Raw genomic sequence first — 25,581 nt, forward strand, 5'->3', positions numbered from 1 at the left:
TTTTAAAAGTTTTTTAGGCTCGCCTTTCGACATTTTTTAACACTAATATCCAACGCCAAAAACCTAATCCTACCTCTCATCATGTCAATCTAAAAAGTACCTCTTTCAATACCCTTTCCCCTTAACGGGACGCAAAGATAATGAACTTAATTTTTCAATTCCTAAACTCTTTACAGATAATTTTTAAAATTAATTTCAACTCTAAAAATCAACATCAAAAGAAGTCAGATTCATTACCTCAACATTTCAATTTCTTCATTTCTGAAGCCCGTTCCTCTCAAACGGGACGCAAAGATAGAGAACTATTACTTTCAAATCCAAGCACAAAAGCAAAGTTTGTTAATATTATTTTTAGAATAATCCAGAATCCCACCAAACACGAACTGAAGGCACTTTAGTTGATTAGAATTTTACCCAGCGATCTTGTATTTCTATCATTTTTCACCACAACCATGACCATCTGTCTACTAGAAGAATAGACATCTATATCTACACCTAGATCATGAACGGACTTATTATGTGGAATTCTCTTTCCAGATAAACTATAAATTTCAATTTCGCCTAAATCAAGGCTTGTAGAATAGATAGAAAAGCGTCCAGCTTCCGCGGGGTTTGGCACCAACAATAATTCACCTGTACCTAATTTACTTCCTGTATTAGTTACAAGTTGATACACCCGAACATAATCGACTTTCATTTCCTGTGGAAAGACAGATTCATCTACGCCTTCTACTCCACCCCAATTGCCTCCAACAGCAATATTGAGCAACAGATGAAATCTCTTGTCGAATGGCCACTTGTCCGAACCCGTTTCTTTCACGAATGTGAAGTATTTAATATCATCAACATAGAAATCAATTTTGCCATGCGACCACTCTATCACGTAGGTGTGAAATTCATCTTCACAATCTTCAATGGCAATCTCTCCTCCCTTTTGCGTGCCGATAGAATGATGATAAGCCTTTGAATGTACTGTACCATATATTTTATTAGGCTCAAAGCCGACATGTTCCATGATATCAATTTCCCCACTTTCTGGCCAGCCGCCATATGACCAATCTGTGGACAGCATCCAGATGGCTGGCCAAGTACCTCTTCCAGAAGGAAGCTTAGCTCTAACTTCAATACGGCCATACCTCCAATCTCCTTTCTCTCTCGTCACTAATCTGGCTGAACTATACTCTTTGGTTCCCATCTGCTCTTTAAGGGCAGTAATGATCAAATGACCATCTTCCACTCTAGCATTTTTAAGTCTCTTTTCTGTATAGTATTCTAGTTCATTATTACCCCAACCACAAACATTAGGACAACCATCGCCCACATCATAGCTCCATTTTTTTTCATCAGGCAATCCTGTGTAGTTGAATTCATCAGACCAAACCAATTCGAAACCATCTTGTCCTAATAGTGAATGGGAAATAAAAATGAAACCTATTATTCTAATGATGGTGTACATGAGTAGTTTCTGAATTTAGTTCTATAGAATTCAAATTTTGAATCTGAGGCTCAACCCCTTGTTTTATGCGATAGGAATGATTGATCTCAATGTTTTTAATAACCTGTCTTGTTTTTTCAATGTCTGGCCATTCGATAATTACCTGAACAACATTTTTGGCATCAGCTAAACCTATTTCCGCTCGAAGTGCATTTGCTCCAAATGAACCTCCGGTACCAACATAATGATAAACCTTTCTTTGTTCGCCAGAAGGTAGAATAATTTGGACTTCAATTTTTGCTCCAATGGCAGAACGATTGGAAGTCGTGCCTTCCAACTTTAGTGTTAACCAATTATTTTGAAAGCCTGGATTTTGAAAAAGCATATTTTGGAACACATCACTCTCTGCTGCACCTCCTACCTGATGGTAGATATCCTGATCACCATCATTGTCCACATCGCCAAAAGCTACGCCATGGCCTTTTTGGATTTGGCCAAACTCGCCTGCTGTAGTGACATCCGCGAATTTGTTTCCACCAACATTGAGAAAAGCACGATTAGGTACTGATGCCCAGATGTTAAATTCTCCTGTGCCTAAATAAAAATCAGGATAGCCATCATTATTTAAATCGCCATAGTTACCTCCCATCACATACAATAACTTTTCCAATCCGACCTGCTTGCTAACATCAGTGAATGTTTCATCACCATTGTTTTTATATAGTCTTGGCTTTTCGCCTTCAAAAGGCTCTCCCATGTAGTCTTTGGTAACTTCACTGGCAATGAGGTGCGGATAATTATTATCATAGCCAAAAACCATTATGTCCTGATATCCATCCTGGTTATAATCCCAAAACCATGTGGTGAAACTCATGATTGGCTCGTTCACTCCTGCTTTGATTGAAACTTCTTCAAAGGACCAGTTAGCCATATCCGTACCCCCTCTATTTATATATAACAAATTTTTGCCTCCATATATAGATAAATACAAATCTGGTAACCTATCATTGTTAACATCGCCCCAAACGGCTCCCTTAATGAACTGATTGATTTCCAACCCAAGTTGCGGCGCCCAATCCTTGAATGTACCGTCACCTTGATTGATGTAGAGTTGCGAAGGATTTTTACTGCCTCTCCTGCTTTCATTGCCAACAAACAAATCTAAATGGCCATCCAAATTGACATCGGCGGCAGCAATTGATCCTGTAGGAGCTTTAGCGTATAATCCAGCAACTTTGGTTTTGTCAGAGAAGCTTCCATTTTGATTAATCAATAAGGAATTTGGGATTTGACCATTTTGGGCCAACCAAGCACCACGCATAATATAGATGTCTGTCAGCCCATCGTTATTGAAGTCTGCGTGAATATTGTTAAGACCGCCAACCATGCCTATCAAACCGTAGGCCTCAGTTTGATCCATGAATCCACCTTGCCCGTCATTTATAAATAGATGAGATTGCTCTCCCAAGCTATATGAAGTAGTAAATATATCGAGCAGACCATCGTTGTTGAAATCTTCGACGCTGGCTCCGCCTGCATGGTTATTGACAGCTACTCCCAACTCCATGCTGATATTCTTGAAAACTGGAAAGTCCACTTCAGATTCAAATACTTCCTGTGGAATCAAAAACTCAATTGGAACCTTTTTTGGGTAAGTTCCAATGGCTTGATGACATAAATTTAGAAACCATTTTGACTGTAAGTCATTGGGATCATATTTCAGTAGTTGTTCATACTCAATGATTGCTTGCTGTACAGGTTCGAGTATTTGATGTACGCCATCACCTTTGATGGGCATAATGCAAGACTGCCCAGAATGATTGTTGATGCAATTCTCAACTTCGCCCTTTCGAAGAAGTGCCAATGCCCGAATTTTATGAAAGGCTATTGATTGAGGATTAACTTCTTCACCACCAGTAGCTCTATAATATTCATCAATGAGACGGATGCATTCTTCATTATCACCTTTCAACACAAGCATAAGCATGTAATCCAACCAATTGCCTTGGCGAATGGTATATGGTAATCCTACCAAGCCTGATTTCAGTTTTTTAATCAGTCCATCAGTAAAGTAGGGATAAGTACCACTAACTTTAGCTTTCTCAGCTATGGTACTGAGCTCGTCAGCCATTTCTTTTGTTGAAGCAGTTCTTGAGTCATTATTCAGCTTACAAGCATTCAGTGCAATCAAAAAAATAATACAAATTCTAATTCTCATTTCACCTGACGAAAAGCTTTGAGTGGACCAGAGTTAGAAACAAACAAGGTAATATTCCCATCATTCGTTTGAATATTCATCACATGCCGAATATCAAAAGGAACATAAAAACCACTCCTAGCATAATCAATTGTTGTGAACTGACCTTGACCGTTACCTTGCAATAGCCATCCATAACAAGCGTCGTTTCTAGGCGTTTCCACTTCTGAAGTAAAATTATTTCCTCCGGCTACGATGTCTAAGTTTCCATCTTGGTTATAATCCATAATTGCCATTGAATTGAGGGATGAAGTTTGAGCCGCAAAAGGCAATCGGGTCATCTCCAACTGACTTTCTCCAATATTTTCTATATAGACACTTGCAAATTCCTGCGCTTTGTAATGTATCCCTTCTCCTAGATTTTGATCTCCATAAATGTCTGAGAGTGTCGCTTCTGCAAAGACGTTGTATTTGTTTTTAAACTTTTTCTTAATTTCAGGAATTTGAGCTGAACTGCAAGATAGACCTCTGACAGGAAATTGTTGATCGTCTTGGTAATAACCCAATACAATATCAAGGTTTCCATTCTCGTCGTAGTCATTGGCATACACATCGAAGGTCTTCTCAGGTTTCGCTTTATACTTGTAATTCAGTCCAAGATTACCCGCTACCAGATCATCATCACCATCTTGATCAAAATCTGCTTTTTGAATGGTATTCCACCAGCCTACTGTGTTTTCTAATTGATAATCAGCAGTAACATTTGTAAACTCGCCACTCGACTGCTCAAATACTGTGATAGGCATCCATTCTCCTACTACTATCAGCTCCTGTATACCGTCTTGGTTCAGATCTATCCAGACTGCGGATGTCACCATACCCAAATTCTCAAAAGCCTCTTGAGAGGAAATTTCAAATCTGACTTCTCCTTTCTCGGACTTGTTTTCTAATAATATACTGGAAACTGGTAGTGGGTAACTTCTGGGTGATTGACGTCCTCCAACAAATAAATCTAAATCTCCATCGCCGTCATAGTCTTCAGCAACTGCTACACTACCACTGATTAGAAAATCGGGAATTACGTCAGAGCGAGTCATAACACCCTGCACATTGAGATATAGCCTATCTTGATAAAATTCAGATCCATTCTCAAAGTCATTTCCACCACTAACCACATACAAATCTTGATCACCATCACTATCAGCGTCAAAAAATGTGGCAGACACATCTTCATAAACAGCTTCTGATGATTGAAAAGGCTTCCTCTCAAAACTACCATCAACTCTTTGATAAAAAAACTCTGCTAGCTGACCTGCAGCCCCACCTATAAATAAATCTTCTAATCCATCTCCATTGACATCTGCTTTCGCAAGAGCAGGACCTAATCTGGACATCATGTGTGGTAATAAGATTTGATGTTCGTAATCGTCAAAGTCATTTTCAATATGTTCATATACATTCAATCCATCTATTGACATTTCTTCAAAAGCTGGATTTGATTGCTCTTCTGCTTTTTGGCTTGGTTGGCTATCTACAATAGCAATGCTTATCTGTTGATTAGACGCCACCTCCATATGCTGACTAGTTTTGCCTTTTGGCCAAATGACTTCAACGGCATCCACTTTCATTGCATTTCCCAATCCAAAATGCAAGATGGGATCGATAGAAGACTGATAGCCTCGCACAAGTGTTTGTTCTTTCAGGAAGATCTGATCCCCCACTTTCACTCTCACTTTGGCTCCCAACCCTAATGGGTTTTGATCTGACCCAACGAGTTTAATTTTCAAGAAATTACCATGAGCATTTTCAATACTATTGTTTTTAAAAATACTTGCGGTAGAATCTATGTTGTTGACTATTATCTCTAGATCGCCGTCATTGTCTAGGTCAGCGTAAGCAGCCCCATTAGAAAATCCTTCATATTCAATTCCCCATGCAGCATTTGATTTCTCGAAACTCTTTCCATCGGTATTTTTGAACATGTAATTATCCACCTTTTTTGAAGGTAGTTTTTCTGTCAAGTCATTAAAAGTAAGCTCTTCATACTTCACCTTCATTTTGATATCTAAGCGATCTAGCCAATTGAAAAAGTCTTTATTATTAATATCTCTTCTAGTTCCATTCGTTACATACAAATCATTGAATCCATCATTGTCGAAATCTGCAAAGAGAGCCGCCCAACTCCAATCTGTTTTATCAATTGCAGACATCTTTGCCACATCTGCAAAGAATGGTTCCCCATTGGGTCGGATGCCTTGATTGACTTGTAGTGTATTGTACATGTACTGATAATGAAAACCGGCGGCAATATTTTTCCAGAAATCTGGAATGTTCATACTAGCCATGTTGGCCTTAGATCGGAAATTGTCTGCCGGTGTCATGTCTACCTGCACAATATCCATGAGCCCATCGTTGTTGATATCGGCAGCATCTACACCCATCCCGTAAAAGGCAGTATGCTGGGTAGTTTCTTTGATTAGGTCGGTAAATGTGCCATCTCCATTATTGAAATAGAAGTTGTCTGGTGTATTAAAATCATTCGACACGTATAGATCAGTGAGATTGTCGTTATTGAAATCGGTGGCGATGACACCTACAGCCAATCCGAAATTCAGGAGGCCCGCATCTACTGTACCATCTGTGAAGTAACCATTGCCGTCGTTGACCCAAAGATGGTCTGATGTCTCTAGTACAGGATTATCCACTTTTTGTTTGTATTCTGCGATAAAGCTTCCAAAAGACATTTTTTCGTAATTGGCAACATAAATATCTATATCACCATCTTGGTCATAATCAAAAAAACAGGTTTGAATACTTTTACCTTCATCTGCTACACCACGTAATTCAGCTTCATCCTTGAAAGTCGGAATCCCTTTTTCGTTCAATCCCTGATTGATATAAAGAATGTTTTTAGTACTTGTCCAGATACCAGACACCGACACATACATATCTAGCCATCCATCAGCATTCACATCGTGCATAGACACACCTGTAATCCAACGGTCGTCAGCGCCTACACCAGATTGTTCTGTAATGTCTTCAAATTGAAGGTTCCCTTTATTTAAATATAACTTGTTCGACACCTGATTTCCTGTAAAATAGATGTCAACAAGCCCATCGTTGTTGATATCGCCAGTAGATACACCGCCTCCCATATATAAATAGCCATATTTGAAGAAGTTGACAGAGTCATTGACAGTGATGTTGTTAGAGAAAGTTACACCAGATACTTCAGGATCGATACTTTCAAAAATCTTCTCATTTTTTTCTTTGGTTGTTGTAGTACAGGAAGTGATATAAAAAGCTACTATGCCAGCAAGTGTAAAAATTCTTCTCATAAAAACAGTTTTAAAACAACAAAGGCTACCCACATAAAGGTAGCCTTTGTAAACAACAATTTATTTCATATTTAAACTCCGAATCAATAGCCGTCGTTTTGCGTCATATTAGTCGCTGCAGCCAATTCTGAAGCTGGAATAGGGAATACAGCATGTTTAGCAGTATATCCTAAACTTCCAAGCTCTTGTTCTGCGAGTCCCCAACGTACCAAATCAAAGTATCTATGACCTTCGAAAGCTAGTTCTAATTGTCTTTCTTTAACAATCGCATTGAATAAAGCATTGCCTGAAGCAGTTACATCAGGAAGACCAACTCTTGATCTAACTTCGTTTAAAGCAGTTCTAGCAGCGTTTTCGTTATTATCAAAATAATGAGCTTCTGCCAACAACAATAGTATATCAGCATATCTAATCAATCTCCAATTCGTGCCATAATTAAGCTCAGGCGTAGAAGCAGGATCAGTCAAGATTGTTTCTGATGTATAAGGTCCATACTTCAATCTGAAGTAACCATCGTAATCCCACCATGCACTTGGATCGAATTCAGTATCTCCAGAAATAGTGAGATAATCAGCCTCAGAAAGAATGGTAGCGTTGTATCGCTCAGTATCTCCTTCGTCTATGAAAGCCTGAGCCATCTTTTCAGAAGGGTAGTTGAACCCCCAACCTCCAAGCATACCTAATCCATCTATGTTTCCTGATCTTGGACCCATCAATTGGATATGTATATTATCTTCATGTCTTGACCCCCAAGGGTAATTATCCCAATTTGACTTACCTAAAGAGGAGTATGAAGCTTCAAAGATGGACTCTACACCGAACTCACCACTTTCTACGAATACGTCAGCATAATTGGGTTCCAAACTATAGCCAGTCACGCTATTAAATGAATTAATTGCTTCTGAATACTTTCCTTGGTACAATTGAGCTTTACCTAAAATAGAATAAGCTACACCTTTAGAAACTCTAAACTTATCGCCAGCAGCATATTGTGCTTTTGTAGGTAAATCTGGTATTGCTTCAGTCAAATCAGTTTCAATCTGCTCATATACGGCAGCAGTAGATACTCTTGCCTGATTGTACTCGGCAGGCGTCAATCCTGTCAATACCAATGGCAAATCTCCAAACTGCGTCACAAGCTCCAGATAGAAGAATGCTCTTAATCCTTTTGCTTCAGCGACAATTCTCTTTTTCAAGTCATTGTCAGGAACGATGTTCTCAATTACCATATTGGCTCTAAATACACCATAATAATTGACGTTCCAAGTTCCAAGCAATGCGTTATTTGTTGCATCCCATTCGTAATCATCCAATGCCTGATATGGCGGTTGATCCGTATCGTTAGCTCCTCCACAAGTCCCTTCATCAGAAGGTAATGTTTTTATAAATGTAGGACTTGCCCAACCCCAGCTGTTTTCGTGCCAGGTCAAAATATCATAGGTGGCAATAATTGCCAACTCAGCATCTTCATCGGTCTGATAGAAAGTCTCGATCGAAGAAACGCCATTTACATCGGTGTCTAGGAAGTCTGAACATGCTGTAACTACTACAGTCATGATCAATCCTACCATACCTAATATTGCTAATTTCTTATTCATCTTATTAAAATTTTAATATTGATTAAAACTGTACAGTTAAACCAGTAAGGAATGTCTTAGGCACTGGATATGAGCCTCTATCAATTCCAAGACTCGATGGTGTGTTACTTCCACCCACTTCAGGGTCAAACCCTTTGTAATCCGTGAAGGTGAAGAAGTTGTCCAGTGACACATAAACTCGAACTTTTGATACTCCGATGTTTCCAATCAAGGATTTTGGTAAATTATAACCCAATTGTACTTGTCTGATTTTAAGGAAAGACCCATCAAAAACCATTAGATCACTTGTATATGCCTGAGTAGCAGTTCCAGCTCTAAACCAGCTATTTGTACTGCCAGATTCTGTCCATCTATCTTCATAAAAGAATGAAGGCTTGTTAGATTCGATTCTATCTGATCTGTTGAAGCCCATGATCACGTCGTTACCGAAAGAGCCTTGAGCAAAGACTTGAAAATCAAATCCTTTGTATTCTAATTTAACCCTTGCACCTAACATAAAATCAGGGTGAGGAGAACCTATTTCAACAAAATCTGCTTCAGAAATCATTCCATCAGTCGCATCTGGCACACCATCATCATCTGTATCTACTGTCAATTGATCTACTATGATCGGATCTCCAGGCTCAGGCGTATATCCACTTACACCACTTGTGTAAGCATTAACTTCCGTTTGATCCTGGAAGATTCCTGCTGTTTCATAGCCTCTGAAAAACCAGATTGGCTTACCTTCTTGCATGGCGGTAGCACTATTCCAATCGATACCGATGTTAGCTCCTCGCTCATAAATTTTGTTTGGATCAACCTCAGTAACCTTATTGTTAATTTTAGTAAAGTTTAAATCAATCGCATATTTAAGAGGACCAGATTCATCCTGGTATCCTAATTCTAACTCAATACCCTTGTTCTCTACTGTACCATTGTTAACGAGTCCAGCAGGATTACCTACAAATGATGGAGGCGTTCCTGGTACCAATAGATCTTCTGTAGTCTTGATAAAATAGTCAAAAGTACCTGTAAACTTGTCATCAAAGAATCCAAAGTCAATACCGATGTCTGTTTGTGTGGTAGTCTCCCATGTTAAGTCTGGGTTGGCTACTGTTGTTGGCTCAGCTCCAATTTGGAAATTGCCTAAGTCATCCGTATAAATAAAGCCAGCTGATACTTTTGCCAAAGACTCACCAGGATTTACATTAGATAAGCTACCATTGATACCCCAACTCGCTCTTATTTTCATAAAATTCAATGGGCCTGCAGAAAAGAAGTCTTCATTAGACAAAACCCATCCCCCAGATATAGAAGGGAAGTATCCCCACTGCTTTCCTTCAGCCAATAGTGAAGATCCATCTGCTCTCATAGTTACACCTAAAAGATACTTGTCTTTAAAGTTGTACTGAATTCTACCAAAATAAGAATTCAATGTTTCCAACTGTGAGTTACCGTTGGCGATAGTATTGCTTTGTGGATCAGGAACAGCATCTAAATAAGCCAATTCCTCTATCTCATTCAAAAGAGGTGCTCCGTAGCCAGATACATATGAATCTTCCTTACTATAAATAGAAGTACCACCCATTATGTTAACTTTATGATCTCCTACATTAATATCATAAGAGGCAAAGTTTTCCCACTGGTAATTAATTCTTTCAAACATGGTTTGAGAAACACCATTAGTTCCAATGGCTCTAGGGTTGAGGAAATAAGAGTTCGTCCATGAACGATCTTTTCCATTCCCAATAAACAAACCAATTCTTGAAGTAATGTTCAATCCTTTTAAAGGACTAATTTTTGCATAACCAGATCCTGAAAAAAGATTTTGGTTTAATCCTCCGTGAGACTGATTCATCCGTGCAACGGGATTGGCCATTTCTCCTTGCATGAGTGTAGATACACCGTAGTATTTTCCATTGTCATCCACTGGATAATTTTGAACTCCGTAGTCCGTATTGTTCAGTACCCAAGAAGGTAATCCATTGTTATACACCACAGGCGTGGCTGGATCCATCAATATACCACTTTGTACGATACTACCAAATTCAGTGTTTTCTTGAATCGAAGAACGATTGAATTGTGCGAAAGAGAATTTATTTCCAACCTCTAACCAATCATTCACCTGATGCTTCATATTGAATCTTAATGACAGACGATCAAATTTGGCCTGTTCTCCACCTACAATACCTTCTTGAGTAAAATAGTTACCACCAATTAAATAAGTAGTCTTATCCGTACCGCCAGAAAATGTAATCGAATGTCTCTGCATGGCAGCAGACTGGAATATTTCGTCTACCCAATCTGTTCCCGTTGAAGGTAATTGCTCATTCGGATCTCTGTTAATACCAGCTTCAGCATTGTACTCCTCAAATTGTTGAAGATTCATTACTTCCAATTTGGAATTGAAATTTTGAACTCCATACTGAAAATCGTAACTAATCTGGCCTGCTCCGTCTTTTCCTTCTTTAGTAGTAACCAATACTACACCATTTGCTCCCTCAGCACCATAAATAGCTGCAGAGGCTGCATCCTTTAGCACTTCGACGGATTGAATTTCGAACGGATCAAGATAATCGATAAACTCCATTCTCATCCCATCTACAATATACAAGGGCTGAGTACTTCCATTAGAGCCCGCACCTCTAATTTTGATATTGAAGCCACTCCCTGGTGATCCAGAACTTGGTGTGATTTGAACACCGGACATTCTTCCTTGTAAAGCTTGATCAACAGAACCAGCAGAGAAGTTGGCCAAGTCTTCTGCTTTTACACTAGAAATAGCTGCAGTCAAAACACTTTTCTTCTGCTCACCGTATCCTACGACCACTATTTCTTCTAAGGAAGTAACGTCATCTTCCATTTTGATATCAATAGTTGAGCGCCCACCTACTGACATCTCTATCGGTTTCATACCGATGAAAGAATAAACTAATACATCACTATCTGAATTTACAGATAGCGTATACTCACCTTCCAAATTAGTCACGGTTCCATTGGCCGTACCCTTAATTAATACACTCACTCCTGGGAGGGACTCTCCTGTAGTGACGGAAGTAACCTTACCGGTTACTGTTCTGTTCTGAGCCTGAGCGCTAAATGAAATTAGCGCTACCAGCATCAGAGACATTTTCATCAGACCTTGCAGTCTGATCTTCATTTGTCTAAGTTTTATCATGCCTTTCAATTTTTTGATTTTAGTGAATAGTTTTAATAAAAATTGATACTCAAACTTCTTAAATACAAACCCTACTTGCGTTGGGCATTTATCACAAAGGCGGATGGTAATTGTTTCAAATAGTGTTTAAACACTTGAAACAGCGATTTTACGATGCTTTTTCCTCAGTATCACTTGCATATTCTGAAGGATTTACCCCAAATTGTTTTTTGAAGCAATCTCTAAAATACTGCAAATCATTGAAACCTACCTGGTAGGTAATCTCAGAGATGGTTAGTTGATTTTGACGTATGAGCTGTGCTGCTCTTTTAAGTCTTATGGATCGAACAAATTCATTTGCTGACTGGCCGATCAGCCCCTTCAATTTCCTATACAATTGCATTCTACTCAAGCCAAGCTCTCTACCTAGGTCGTCAACATAGAATTCTGAATTGGACATATTGTCCTCCACAATCTTGACCGCTTTTTTAATAAAATCCTCGTCACGTGAAGCGATCTTTACATTGGAAGGTTCGATATTGAGCGTTTTTCTATTAAGAATGTTATTTTTGATATGATCATGAATATTGAGTACGTTACGTACTCTCAGCGCAAGTAATTTTGGATTGAAAGGTTTGGTGATATAGTAATCAGCTCCTTTTTCAAATCCTTCGAGAGCGCTATCATTGGATGCCTTTGCGGTAAGTAGAATCACTGGGATATGACTGGTCTTGGTGTCGTTCTTTACTTTTTTACAGACCTCAAACCCATCTAGGCTTGGCATCATAATATCTGAGATGATCAAATCAGGAATGCGCTCCAGCGCTAACTCTGAGCCATCCATGCCATTGTCAGCTTCGATCACTCTATAATCAGGTTCCAAGATTTGTTTTATGTACCCTCTGATATCATTGTTGTCTTCTATGACCAATATCAACGGCTGCTTCTCCTGATCCTCTAAGCTTTCTAAGCTTTCTGCCAAAGGCTGGGCATTGGCTTGTTGGTCAGATTTGAAAAGTTCTTGATTTTCGTATTGGTATTCTGATCCCGGGCTAGAAAAATCTTCAGGATTTAAGTGATCAGTACCTTTCTTAAGGAAGACTGTAAACACCGAGCCTTCATTCTCTTTGCTTTCCAAGTCAATCACGCCTCTATGCAGCTCAACCAATTCCTTGGTCAATGACAGTCCGATTCCTGTACCTTTGCTCTTCTTATTTTTAGCATCTCTTACTCGGTAATACCTGTTGAAGATATATTCCATCTCATCTTCAGGGATTCCAATACCATCATCTTTAACAATCAGTGTTACCTGACCTTTATCTTCTACCAGTTCAAATTCGACATGCCCGAATTCAGCAGTGTATTTAAAAGCATTTGAAAGTAGGTTTACAACTATTTTTTCTAGTTTTTCTCTATCGAAAAACAGAGCAATCTCATGCTTCGGTACAGTTACTTTGTAACTAATGTTTTTTCTTGCGGCAAAAGATGAAAAAGAATGAATGACTGGCTTGAGAAACTTACAGACATCTTGCTCTACCGCTTCAAGTCTCATTTTTCCTGATTCTAGCTTAGAAAGCTCTAACAACTGGTTAATCAAATTGAGTAAACTTTCAGCATTACGAATCATCATACTGACTTGCTCCTTGATGCTGCTGAATTCCACATTATCATACATGGCTTTGAGTGGTCCAAGTATCAATGTAAGTGGCGAACGAAACTCATGAGAGATATTGGCAAAGAAGCTGGATTTCATTTCATCTAATTCTTGCATTTTGGATAACTCCATGTGCTCTACATGCAACTGAGTCTGCAATCTTTCGCGATTCACGATCGTTTGAATTCCCCAAACCAATAAAGCGGTGATGATGACTATATATAAGGAGTAGGCCCAATAAGTACTGTACCATGCCGGGGAAATTACAATTTCTACAGCGGACTCATGACTACTCCATATTCCGTCATTGTTAGTCCCTTTTACCTTGAATACATAATATCCTGGTGGAACATTGGTGTAATAAGCTTCGCGACGATTACCGACTTTTTGCCATCCTTCGTCATGATTTACCAACTGGAAGGCATATTCATTTTTGGAGGTTTGTGAAAAGCTTAGCACAGCAAACTCAAAACTGAAATCATTCTCATCGTAATTAAGATTGATCTTCTCAGTTTTTCGAATATTCTTTTTGAGAGGCGAATCTTCTCCCACTTTGACAGACTGATTGTACAATCGGAAATCACTAAAAAACACTTTTGGCTCATAAGTATTCTTTTTAATCTGATCTGGTCTGAATCTGTTGAAGCCATCTACTCCACCAAAAAGCATTTCTCCAGAGCTTAATGTATAGCTCGAATTTTTGAAAAACTCCATGCCTTGTAGGCCATCAGCTTTCCTATAGTTCTGAACATCACCAGAAATTGGATCATATTTAGACAACCCTCTATTAGAACTTAACCAAAGATTCTTTTTTTCATCCTGCTCTATTCCATATATCACTTCGTTAGGCAATCCCTGCTTTTTTCCAATTTTGGTGAATTCTTCTTTTTTAGAGTCTAATCGGTCCAAGCCTGAAAATGTACCCACCCAAATAATACCCTCCTGATCTTGCATTAGAGAAATCACTGTGTTACTTGATATCCCTTTATCATTGTTCTCATCGGTCATGTATCTTTTGAAACTATATTGGCCATTAGTTTCAAACATTTGATTCAAACCTCCCCCCTCTGTTCCTATCCAAAGTGTGCCATTTTTATCTTCCATAATAGCACGTACATAGTCCGAACTAATGCTATGTGGATTATCGCTGTCATGGTTGAATCCAATGAAGGACCTATCGGATGGATCATAAGCGAAAAGTCCATCTCTAAAAGCGCTAAACCAAATTCGGCCCTTTTTATCTTCATGGATAGCGAAAACATTTTCAAATCCTTGACTCGAATTCAGTGGGTGATCTAATGTGAACCTCTCAAATTTGTCAGATCCTTTTCTTTTCAGGTTTATTCCTCCATCCCACGTACCAATCCACAAGTTTTCATTACTGTCTAAAAGCAGAGACAAAATAGCATCCTTAGAGATCGGATTTGATTTGTCCTTTGTGGTAAATGACTTGAATGTATTTTTTTTCACATTCCAGTAGTTCAAACCTCCTCCATCAGTTCCTATCCAAACATTGCCAAGTTTATCCTCTACAAAGCAGCTCACTGCATTGTTGCTCAGGGAATTAGAAAAGTGTGGATTGTGCTGGAAGTGTTCGAATTTGCTGGCGTTTCGGTCTATCTTGAAAATTCCCTTATTGAATGTCCCCACCCATATGATTCCAGTATTATCTTGATACAAACTCCAAATAGAATTATTCTGAAGTGAGTATTCTCGACGCGGGTCAAAAGTGTATAGGATTGAATTTCCTGTCTCTAGGCTAATTACATTCAAACCTCCATTTTCTGTGCCAATCCACAGTTGATTGCTATCGTCCTCCAAAATCGAAAGTATAACTCGTGTGCCTGACTTTCCTAATTCTGTATCCAACTTTTGATGATGAAAAACAAATCTGCCACTTTCGTGATACTCTAATTTATCCAATCCACCATGGGTACCTAGCCAGATATCACCTTCCTTAGTTTTGTAAAGTTTTCTAATGATGTTAGACGCTATAGATTCTGGCTTGTCTTTATCGTGCTTATAAACAATAAACCTTTGACTATTGTGGTCAAATAGATTCATACCTCCGCCCCATGTAGATATCCAGAGATTTCCAATATTATCTTTTACAATGCCAGTAATGTGATTGGCTGAAATACTAAAAGGATCATCCAGGTTCTTTTGATAAGACTTGATTTCTCCCGTGGTTCTATTATAATAATGAAGGCCATACTTCTCCGTGCCAAACCAAATATTATTAAACTCATCTTCCAAGAAGGACTTGACACTGGCTTTTTTAAGATAAGCTGGCATTCCTGGTACATGGAATCTTTCAAAAGAATCTAAATCCTCATTGTATAAGCAGATACCTCCGCCCATTGTACCCACCCACAATTGATTGTCTGAATCTTCGAAAACTAATCGAATATAGTCATTGCTCAAACTCGTAGTATCAGACCCATCATATTCGTACGAAGTCATATTGATACCGTCGTATCGGTTGAGGCCATTGCGCGTGCCTATCCACAAAAATCCATTATGATCCTGAACAATGGAGGCCACTGTGTTTTGTGACAACTCCGCTTTGATAGAAATGAACTTGCTACTTCGGTTTTGACCCAAGCAAGCAAAACTGTGCCAGACTAGCACCCACATTAGTAACTTATACTTTCTCATACCGCTCACATTAATAGATGTAAATATTTCAATAATATTTTACACCAGCCTACCCCTGATACAATTACCCCTGCTCATTGAGAGATATGCCTAGCAATCTAGGAGATAAATGATTGAGTTTTGTATAGTGATAAAATTCTTCACTTCTTAACATATTAAAATCAATGAAGCTTATTCAATTTAAAAAATATATACTTCCCATTCTAGCTATCGGTACATTTTACTCTTGTACTTCTAGCCCAAAAACTTCGAAAGCAAAAGATCCAGAGGTGCTTGAACTCATGAGTAAAATGTCTGTCGAGCAGAAAGTGGGACAGATGACTCAAATTACTTTGAGCAAATTTCATGAAGATGGAAATTTAAACCTTGATCTCCTCAGAGAAGCAATCATTGATAAAAACGTCGGCTCTATACTCAATACCAATGGTAGTCCATTGACTGTAGCAGAATGGCACAAATTATTAATAGCCATTCAAGACATTGCCGCTAAAGAAACTGAACTTAAAATACCAATCCTATATGGCATAGATGCCATTCATGGTACTTCTTATACCAAAGGTTCAACACTTTTCCCTCATAATATTGGTATGGGAGCTGCCCGAAACCCAGCTTTGGTAGCGCAAGCGGCTAAAATTACGGGAATGGAAGTGCGTGCCTCTGGTATCCGTTGGAACTTCGACCCTACGCTTGGGATCGGTCGTCAGCCACTTTGGTCGAGATTTGAAGAGACTTTTGGAGAAGATGTCTATCTCACTTCTACACTGGGAGGAGCCGCTATCAACGCTTATGAAGAAGATGGACTGAAAAACATCACTGCTGTCGCCAGCTGTATGAAGCATTTCATTGGCTACTCTACCCCACAAAGTGGAAAAGACAGGACACCAGCCTATATCCCAGACATTCAACTCAGGGAATACTATTTACCTCCTTTCGAGGCGGCTGTCGCCAACGGTACGTCTACTGTGATGATTAATTCTGGCGAAGTAAACGGTGTGCCTGTGCATGCCAGCAAGTATTACCTACAAGACATTTTGAGAGGTGAATTAGGATTTGAAGGCTTGGCGGTTTCTGACTGGGAAGATATTATCAGACTTCATATTCGTCATCAAGTAGCGGCTACTCCAAAAGAGGCCGTCAAAATTGCCGTAAATGCTGGAATCGACATGAGCATGGTGCCTACGGACTACTCGTTCTACGACTATTTGGTGGAACTGGTCAACGAAGGCGAAGTAAGTATGAAGCGCATAGATGAAGCCGTTTATAGAATTCTGAAACTCAAATTCGACGTTGGGCTTTTTGACAATGCCTATCCTGAAGAAGCGGCGATTGCCAATTTTGGGAAAGCAGAATATGCCGATGTTGCGCTCAACGCTGCCTTAGAATCCATTACACTCCTGAAAAATGAAGAAGATGTATTGCCATTGAGCAAAAGTTCCAAAGTACTGTTCACAGGCCCAGGTGCCAATAACATTGGTGCTTTGCACGGTTCGTGGTCCTACACCTGGCAGGGAGATGCTGAGTCTGCCTACAACGAAGGAACATTGACGTTGAAAGATGCCATGATTGAAAAAATTGGCGCAAGCCAGGTCATCACCAATGCAATAGCTGATTATAATGATCCAACCAATACGAATACCACATTCGTGAAAAACAATGCTGCTAAAGCAGATGTGATTGTTTTGGCTATTGGGGAAAAGGCGTATGCAGAATCACCAGGAGGTATCGATGATTTGACATTGGATGAAAATCAATTGCAATTGGTAGAAGCCGCTGTAGCTACTGGCAAGCCTGTTGTTTTACTTCTTGCCCAAGGTCGACCGAGAGTGATCTCATCTGTAGAACCTGGCGTCAAGGGCATTTTGAATCTTTATCGACCTGCAAGCCAGGGAGCTAAGGCGACAATGGAAATTCTATTTGGAGACTATAACCCGAATGGTCGACAGTCATTCACCTATCCTAAAAACACAGGAGACCTCGTGCTTTACGATCGCAAACACTCAGAAAACTATAAAGAATCAGAACCAGACACCTATGGACTGGGTGGATTTTCTCCTCAGTGGTCTTTTGGTCATGGGTTGAGTTATACCACATTTAGCTACAGCGACCTGAAACTGGATAAAACCACACTGGATGCCAATGGAAAAATCAATGTTTCAGTGACTGTAAACAATACAGGCAGCAGAGATGGTAAAGTAGCAGTTGAATTGTATGTAGCCGACCTATACGCATCTGTCACACCAGGGGAAAAACGATTAAAAAAATTCAAGAAGGTAGAGATCAAATCAGGAACTTCTACACAAGTAGATTTTCAACTAGCTGTAGCTGATCTATCATTCATCAATCAGAATAGCGAGAGAGTGACTGAAGAAGGTGAATTCACCTTGATAATAGGAGATCAGCAGGAAAATTTCTTTTATAAGAAATAAGGTCTTTATACCGTTCACAGTGTCGCCTCGTAAGGGGCGGCACTTATTTTTATAAGTACTTGATAACCCAATGCTCGACTTAGAACTATTAGATATAGCCGTCATTGCTGTCTACTTTGTTTGTATCTTTTTAATCGCGATCAGAGTAGCTAAAAAAAGTAAAAACGGACACGATTCCACTGGTTATTTCCTTGGCGGCAAAGATATGGGCTGGTTTGTCATCGGAGCTTCCCTCTTCGCTTCTAACATAGGATCAGAGCACTTGATCGGACTGGCTGGCACGGCGGCGAGCAGCGGCGTAGCCGTCGCGCAATTTGAATTGTTGGCAGGTATTGTGCTTCTGCTATTGGGTTGGGTGTTTGTTCCCTTTTATATTCGAAGTGGTGTGTTCACCATGCCTGAATTTCTGGAGAAACGCTATTCCAAAAACACCAGAGCGTACCTTTCGGTCATTTCAATTGTGGCCTACATCCTGACAAAAATATCAGTCACTATCGCGGCGGGAGGCATCATCTTCCAAGCCATGGGCATGGACTTCTGGACAGGTGCCGTTGTGATAGTTGTCATTACTGGTATCTACACCACGATCGGTGGATTGAAAGCTGTCATCTATACAGATATGATCCAAATGTTTGTGCTGATAGCGGGTTCCCTAACAGTTACCGCGGTAGGACTTTATCATTTGGGGGGCTGGTCGGCCTTTACCGCTGGGTTAGACGCTAGCTACTTCAGCCTTTGGAAACCCATTTCAAATCCTGACTTCCCTTGGACGGGTATCATCTTTGGAGCTCCTATTCTAGGTGTTTGGTACTGGTGTACAGATCAGTTTATTGTACAGCGTGTATTGGCCGCTAAAAATATCCAACAAGCTAGGAAAGGCAGCATTTTCGGGGGCTATCTCAAAATGCTGCCACTGCTTATCTTCGTAATCCCAGGGATAATCGCATTGGCTTTGAGCCAAAAAGGTGAACTGTTGCTCAACACGCCAGATGATGCCTTGCCGATGCTTATCAAAGTCTTGATGCCAGTGGGATTGAAAGGACTGGTGATCGCAGGACTCTTAGCTGCTCTGATGAGCTCATTGTCGTCTGTTTTCAATTCCTGTTCTACGATTTTCACACTTGATATCTACAAGAAGATTAAACCTGAATCCACGGAAAAGCACTTAGTGCTTGTCGGCCGAATCGCCACCGTTGGTTTGGTATTCTTCGGTCTGCTCTGGGTACAGTTTATCGACAATATCTCTGATCAGTTATTTAAGTACTTGCAGAGTGTCCAAGCTTATATTTCACCGCCTATTGCTGCTGTATTTCTATTGGGTATCTTCTTCAAGCGGCTCAATTCCAAAGGTGCCATGGCTTCTATGGTAACTGGATTTGTACTGGGGATTGCAAGACTGATCGGTGAAGTGAACAAAACCGACTTACAAGGAGCCTTTTTCTACTTCTGCGACATTAACTTCTTGCATTTCGCCATTTTCTTATTTGTCATCTGTGTAGCAGTGTTGATTCTAGTCAGTCTATTGACAAACAGTCCAGATTATGCGCAAATCGAGGGCGTTACTTTTCACAAGATGTCTATGGTAGATACCCGCCAGGATTTGATTCTGTCCGGTATTCTCGTTTGTATCCTGGCTTCTATTTGGGTTTATTTTAGTTAGAACTGTTTGTCATTCCTAAATGGTAGGAGTAAGAAGTGTTGGCTACAGAAGTTTGTTCGAGTCAACTCCAACAAAGGCAGCATTTGACCTTTTTCTTATTCTAATTTGACATAAATCTCTCTGATCACCCGATCAACATCCAGGTCTTCGATCTTCTCTCTGCCCTCCTGAATCAAAGTATCGCCTTTGATCTTCAACTCAAACTCGAAAGTATTGCCTTCCCATTGACGTCCAGTGCAGTATTCTAAGTTTTCTATGTAATGTCCATTTTCAAAAGTATAAGAGCCACTGCCTGCAGAAAACTTAGCTAAACTATCTGTGCCCTTGCTGAGGTCATGCTGGAAAAAAGCAAAATAGTTTTGGTTGATCATTTTGATCCCTTTCATGCCAATGGTGTAATCGGTGAATACGGTATCCTCACCCGTGATATTCTGAGCGGAAAGTAACTGCCAGGTGCCTTCGATAGGGCTTCGTTGATTGGAAATATTTTCCTGCTTTGGTGCGCAGGCACCAAGAGCACAGAAAAGTACAAAGACAAAATGTTTCATTAATTTTTTGATTATGATTTACCTGGCCTTCTGGAACATCCAAAAGCTTCTTTATCAGAATCAAAAATATAGTCTTTTTTACATTAGATGAACTATCCGTATTTCAATTCGGAGGGGTAAATTTCACAAACCTATAAGGTTTTGGAAACCTTATAGGTTTAAAGCGAAAAAACCAGACGAGTATCCTCATCTGGTTTGTATTTTCTGGAACGCTGTGCGTTTCTATTATTTCAATAAAGTTTGTTTTCTGTCGGGTCCAACAGATACGATATCGATCGGTAAGCCCACATGCCTTTCAATGAACTCTACATAAGATTTCAATGAAGCCGGAAGATCATTGTATGAAGATATTTCAGTCAAATCTTCTGACCACCCTTCGAATGATTCGTATACTGGAGTTGCCGTATTGTCATTCAAATCATACGGCATTTGATCAGTTAGAATGCCATCAGCATCCTTGTACGTAGTACAAACCTGAATCGTATCAAAACCAGAAAGCACATCTGCTTTCATCATGTATAGCCGAGTGGCACCATTCACCATGATCGCATACTTCAATGCTGGCAAATCCAACCATCCACATCTACGAGGACGACCGGTAGTCGCACCAAACTCACCCCCATTTTTTCTTAGTAATTCGCCAGTTTCGTCGTGAAGTTCTGTAGGGAAAGGTCCGCTACCTACTCTGGTACAATATGCCTTGAATACACCAAATACATCGCCAATTTTGTTGACTGCTACACCTAGTCCTGTACAAGCCGCGGCTGTAGTCGTATTAGAGCTCGTCACAAATGGATAGCTTCCGAAGTCAATATCTAGCAATGAGCCCTGCGCACCTTCAGCCAAAATAGACTGACCATCAGCTAATTTCTTGTTCAAGTGATATTCACTATCAATCAATTGGAATGTTTTCAAAAATTCTACTCCTTCCATGAAAGCAGTTTCCAATTCTTCCAATTCAAATTGGAAATCATATCGAGACAAGATATCCAAGTGACGCTGCTTCAATGCCTTGTATTTCGCATCGAAATCTGGACTCAAAATATCTCCAGCTCTTAGTCCTACTCTTGAGATTTTATCTTCGTAAGTTGGGCCGATTCCTTTTAGGGTAGAACCAATTTTTTTGTCCCCTTTGGCATTTTCATAAGCACCATCCAAGATTCTGTGGGTCGGCAGAATCAGTTGCACTTTTTTAGAAATCAAAAGGCTGTTTTTGTCGTAATTTTCAAACTGTTCCAAAGCCAAAATTTCTTTTTTGAAAATAGCTGGATCTAGCACTACGCCATTACCAATTACATTTTCGGCTCCTTTATGAAAAATACCAGAAGGGATCTGGTGCAATACGTGTTTGGTATCTCCGAATTTCAAAGTGTGCCCAGCATTGGGGCCACCCTGGAAACGAGCAATTACGTTATATTTTGGTGTGAGATAATCTACAATTTTACCTTTTCCTTCATCTCCCCATTGAAGTCCAAGCAATACATCTACAGACATGTGGTAATTATTTATTTAGTTCTTCTTTCGCTCCGGCTACGCTTTCCACTACAGTGAAAATGGCATTAAGCTTAGTGATAGCCAATAGTTTTTTAACATGTTCGGATGGGTTCACAAGTACGACCTCGCCACCTTTATTTCTAAATTTGGTCAGGATTGTGATCAAAACACCAATGCCGCTACTGTTGATATACCTCACTTCGGAGATATCTACAGCGCATTTCACGATGTTGTTGCTTAATGTGTCGTTTACAGCTTCAATAATCTCTGGGCCGTTTTCTTCTCCAATGAGATCGCCTTCAAAATTAATGAACACCAAGTCACCTTCGTGATTTATTTTATAATTCATAGGGTGAGTATAATTTACTTTTTGTTAGTCCTTTCTTTTGCAAAGAAATACAACGAATGATGGGTAATATCAATATCAAACATATCCTCCAGGGTTTGTTTGATGTTTTGAATTCGTGGGTCGCAAAACTCCAATACTTTTCCGCTACCCGCCATCAAAATATGATCGTGCTGTCTGAAGCCATAAGACTTCTCGTATTGTGCCAAATTCTGACCAAACTGATGTCTGGTAACCAAATTGCACTCTACTAAAAGGTCGAGTGAGTTGTATACTGTAGCTCGACTCACGCGATAGTTTTTGTTCTTCATACTGATGTACAAAGTCTCCACATCAAAATGACCTGATTTGCTATAAATCTCTTCCAGAATCGCATAACGTTCTGGCGTTTTACGCAAAGCTTTGGATTCAAGAAATTCAGTAAAAATGTTTTTTACTTCTTCGTAAATCTTGGTCTTAGGATCGATATGATGTTTGATTTCGCTCACTATTCGAACTTTCTAAAGCACGGTTGTTTTTCCGCGGGCAAATATAGCCTATTAAAGATATTATTTATCATATAAGTCAAAGCGACTCACACTTTCTATTCCTTCTACATTTTTTAGCTTATCCAGCATGGTATTGAGGTGACTCGTATCGTCTACATATACGGAAATATTACCTTCAAAAATGCCATGATCCGTGTCAATAGTCAACGATCGCATATTAACTTTCAGGTCGGTAGATATAATAGATGTAATGTCATTGACCATGCCTATTCTATCTGTACCAATCACTTTGATACCTGCTAAAAATGCAATTTGTTGCTGCGACGTCCATTTGGCTTTAATGATCCTATAACCATAATTAGACATGAGCTCCGTCGCATTGGGACAGGTGGTTCGATGAATCTTGATCCCTTCACTTACAGTCACAAAACCAAAAACGTCATCGCCAGGGATAGGTTTACAACAATTGGCAAATTTGTAGTCCACCACATCCATATCCTCTCCAATCAGGAGCATATCGGCTGTCCCGGTATCGTGAACTTTTTTTATAGTTTTTTTAACATCCTCCGCACTTTCCAGTTTAGTCTTTTTCGGTTTCTTTGAAGCTTCTTTCTTGATCTCGCTGATCTTCTTGATATCCTTTGAATTAATCTTCTCAGTACCAACAGCGTAGAAGAAATCTAGCGGACTTTTTGCACCAAAGTAGGCGACTAGCTTATTGATCGTTTCATTGTTCAACGTGAGCTTAATTTGCTTCAGTTTTCTAATGACAATTTCTTTTCCTTCAAAGGCAGCTTTTTTCTTTTCTTCTTTCAGAAAATCCTTAATCGCTGACTTGGCCTTAGAACTGACCACAAAACGAAGCCAATCTTCTTTCGGCTTCTGCTTGGAAGAGGTAAGAATCTCCACCTGATCTCCATTCTTTAGTTTGGTATTTATGGGTACCAATTTGTGATTGATTTTGGCGCCAATACATCCAGCTCCTACTTCTGAATGTACATCAAAAGCAAAATCAAGAGCAGTAGAACCATTTGGCAGGGTAATCAATTTACCCATTGGGGTAAAAGCATAAACCTCTTCGAGAAATAGATTTGACCTAAAATCATCCACAAACTCTATGGCCGAAATATCATTCTGCTCCAAGGACTCACGGACACTATTGATCCACAAGTCAAGAGCAGATTCGTTTTCTTTAGCAGAACCATCTTTATATTTCCAGTGCGCTGCATACCCTTTCTCAGCAATATCATCCATCCGACGAGTTCGAATCTGAACTTCTACCCATTGACCTTTCTTGGTCATGACGGTAGTGTGCAGTGATTCGTAGCCGTTGGCCTTAGGAATACTCACCCAGTCTCTTAACCGATCTGGATTAGGCTGATAGAAATCAGTCACTATAGAATAAACATGCCAGCAGGCTGCTTTTTCCTTCTCTAAATCTGTATCAATGATGATTCTAATCGCAAAAAGATCATATACCTCTTCATAAGGTATGTCCTGCTTTTTCATCTTCTGCGCAATGGAGTAGATGGATTTGTTACGACCCTTTACTTCTACGGTATACCCTTGATCATTAATAGATTTCTGAATGGGTCTAACAAAGTTTCTAATGAATTTATTACGGTCGTCTTTAGACTGCTCAATTTTCTTAGCTATAGCTTCATATTCGTCAGCCTCCCGATACTTCATAGAAAGGTCTTCCAACTCCGTTTTGATGGCGTAAAGCCCTAAACGGTGAGCCAATGGCGCATATAAATAAAAAGTCTCTGAAGCAATCTTCAATTGTTTGTGACGCGGCATGCTCTCTAAAGTCCGCATGTTATGCAGTCGATCAGCCAATTTGATGAGAATCACACGTGTATCACTGGATAAGGTGAGCAACATCTTTCGGAAATTCTCCGCTTGCTCTGACACATTTTCACCAGGCACACCAGATATCTTGGTCAGCCCGTCGATAATGCGCATGATCTTAGGACCAAACTCTCGATTGATATCATCCAATTCCCAATCTGTATCTTCTACTACGTCATGAAGCAGTGCTGATATAATCGAAGTAGTACCTAATCCAATTTCATGGACACAGATGTCGGCTACTTCTAGCGGATGGTAGATATAAGGTTCGCCAGATTTTCTTCGCATGTCTTTATGCGCTTCTAAAGACACATAAAATGCTTTTTTTATTTCCTTGGCATCGTTGTCTTTAAGAAAGGGCTTGGCATGACGCAGTAGCTTTCGGTAGCGACGGATGATCTCCTTCTTCTCTTCCTCTTCGTCAATCGTCACTGTTGTATCCATCATTTGGTCTTCATTTCATGGCATAAAATACACCTGACAAATTTAATTGTAATCGCCTTCATTTTCGAACCTGAAAAAAACAAAAAAATATTTCCAATCACCTATTGTCAAATTGAATTATCTCCTTAGCTTTGCACTTCCAAAAATTTCACGCATGCGGATGTGGCGAAATTGGTAGACGCACTAGACTTAGGATCTAGCGCCGCGAGGCATGGGGGTTCGAGTCCCTCCATCCGCACAAACAGACACCCTCTTTCTTGTGAATATTCAGGAAAGAGGGTTTTTAATTTTTTGAATACATACCA

13 protein-coding genes and 1 tRNA gene are annotated in these 25,581 nt (G+C 39.7%); 3 read left to right on the plus strand and 11 right to left on the minus strand.

The features are described 5' to 3' along the window. Positions 1-394: 394 nt before the first annotated feature. From ABJH98_RS01280 to ABJH98_RS01305, 6 genes are all read right to left on the minus strand, one after another. Positions 395-1,456, minus strand: a complete 1,062-nt coding sequence (locus ABJH98_RS01280; RefSeq protein WP_348305798.1) for a family 16 glycosylhydrolase — start codon at positions 1,454-1,456, stop codon at positions 395-397. Continuing rightward, positions 1,440-3,653, minus strand: coding sequence for a CRTAC1 family protein (locus ABJH98_RS01285; protein ID WP_348305799.1), 2,214 nt, complete (start codon positions 3,651-3,653; stop codon positions 1,440-1,442). Before ABJH98_RS01285 ends, ABJH98_RS01280 begins: the two co-directional genes overlap by 17 nt. Continuing rightward, on the minus strand, positions 3,650-6,970 hold the full coding sequence (locus ABJH98_RS01290) for a VCBS repeat-containing protein (RefSeq protein ID WP_348305800.1): 3,321 nt from the start codon (positions 6,968-6,970) through the stop codon (positions 3,650-3,652). The genes ABJH98_RS01285 and ABJH98_RS01290 overlap by 4 nt, the downstream gene beginning before the upstream one ends. A gap of 83 nt (positions 6,971-7,053) precedes the next feature. Continuing rightward, positions 7,054-8,568 (minus strand): RagB/SusD family nutrient uptake outer membrane protein, encoded by a 1,515-nt coding sequence (locus ABJH98_RS01295; protein WP_348305801.1) that lies wholly within the window; start codon positions 8,566-8,568, stop codon positions 7,054-7,056. A gap of 22 nt (positions 8,569-8,590) precedes the next feature. After that, positions 8,591-11,710 carry a TonB-dependent receptor gene (locus ABJH98_RS01300; protein ID WP_348305802.1) on the minus strand — a complete coding sequence of 1,040 codons (3,120 nt, stop codon included), beginning with the start codon at positions 11,708-11,710 and terminating at the stop codon, positions 8,591-8,593. A gap of 166 nt (positions 11,711-11,876) precedes the next feature. After that, positions 11,877-16,019 (minus strand): two-component regulator propeller domain-containing protein, encoded by a 4,143-nt coding sequence (locus tag ABJH98_RS01305; protein WP_348305803.1) that lies wholly within the window; start codon positions 16,017-16,019, stop codon positions 11,877-11,879. A 164-nt stretch (positions 16,020-16,183) separates the two neighbouring features. Between ABJH98_RS01305 and ABJH98_RS01310 the strand changes: the two genes are divergently transcribed. Together ABJH98_RS01310 and ABJH98_RS01315 are read left to right on the plus strand one after the other, a co-directional pair. Then, positions 16,184-18,445, plus strand: a complete 2,262-nt coding sequence (locus tag ABJH98_RS01310) for a glycoside hydrolase family 3 N-terminal domain-containing protein (protein ID WP_348305804.1) — start codon at positions 16,184-16,186, stop codon at positions 18,443-18,445. A 70-nt stretch (positions 18,446-18,515) separates the two neighbouring features. Then, complete coding sequence (locus ABJH98_RS01315) at positions 18,516-20,105, plus strand: sodium:solute symporter (RefSeq protein ID WP_348305805.1); 1,590 nt, start codon at positions 18,516-18,518, stop codon at positions 20,103-20,105. A 95-nt stretch (positions 20,106-20,200) separates the two neighbouring features. Here the strand turns inward: ABJH98_RS01315 and ABJH98_RS01320 are convergent, their stop codons facing one another. From ABJH98_RS01320 to ABJH98_RS01340, 5 genes are all read right to left on the minus strand, one after another. Beyond that, positions 20,201-20,653 carry a hypothetical protein gene (locus ABJH98_RS01320; protein WP_348305806.1) on the minus strand — a complete coding sequence of 151 codons (453 nt, stop codon included), beginning with the start codon at positions 20,651-20,653 and terminating at the stop codon, positions 20,201-20,203. A gap of 225 nt (positions 20,654-20,878) precedes the next feature. After that, on the minus strand, positions 20,879-22,147 hold the full coding sequence (locus tag ABJH98_RS01325) for an adenylosuccinate synthase (RefSeq protein ID WP_348305807.1): 1,269 nt from the start codon (positions 22,145-22,147) through the stop codon (positions 20,879-20,881). A 7-nt stretch (positions 22,148-22,154) separates the two neighbouring features. Then, entirely contained in the window at positions 22,155-22,496 is a 342-nt protein-coding gene (locus ABJH98_RS01330) for an STAS domain-containing protein (protein ID WP_348305808.1), read from the minus strand. A gap of 14 nt (positions 22,497-22,510) precedes the next feature. Next, positions 22,511-22,981, minus strand: coding sequence for a transcriptional repressor (locus tag ABJH98_RS01335; RefSeq protein ID WP_348305809.1), 471 nt, complete (start codon positions 22,979-22,981; stop codon positions 22,511-22,513). A gap of 60 nt (positions 22,982-23,041) precedes the next feature. Next, positions 23,042-25,279 (minus strand): RelA/SpoT family protein, encoded by a 2,238-nt coding sequence (locus ABJH98_RS01340; RefSeq protein WP_348305810.1) that lies wholly within the window; start codon positions 25,277-25,279, stop codon positions 23,042-23,044. Positions 25,280-25,432: 153 nt separating this feature from the next. On the opposite strand from ABJH98_RS01340, the gene ABJH98_RS01345 reads away from it, so the two are divergent. Then, positions 25,433-25,514: transfer RNA gene (locus tag ABJH98_RS01345), tRNA-Leu, on the plus strand. Positions 25,515-25,581 lie beyond the last annotated feature (67 nt).

Origin of the sequence: Reichenbachiella sp. (assembly GCF_039969095.1) — a bacterium.
Classification (GTDB): Bacteria; Bacteroidota; Bacteroidia; order Cytophagales; family Cyclobacteriaceae; genus Reichenbachiella.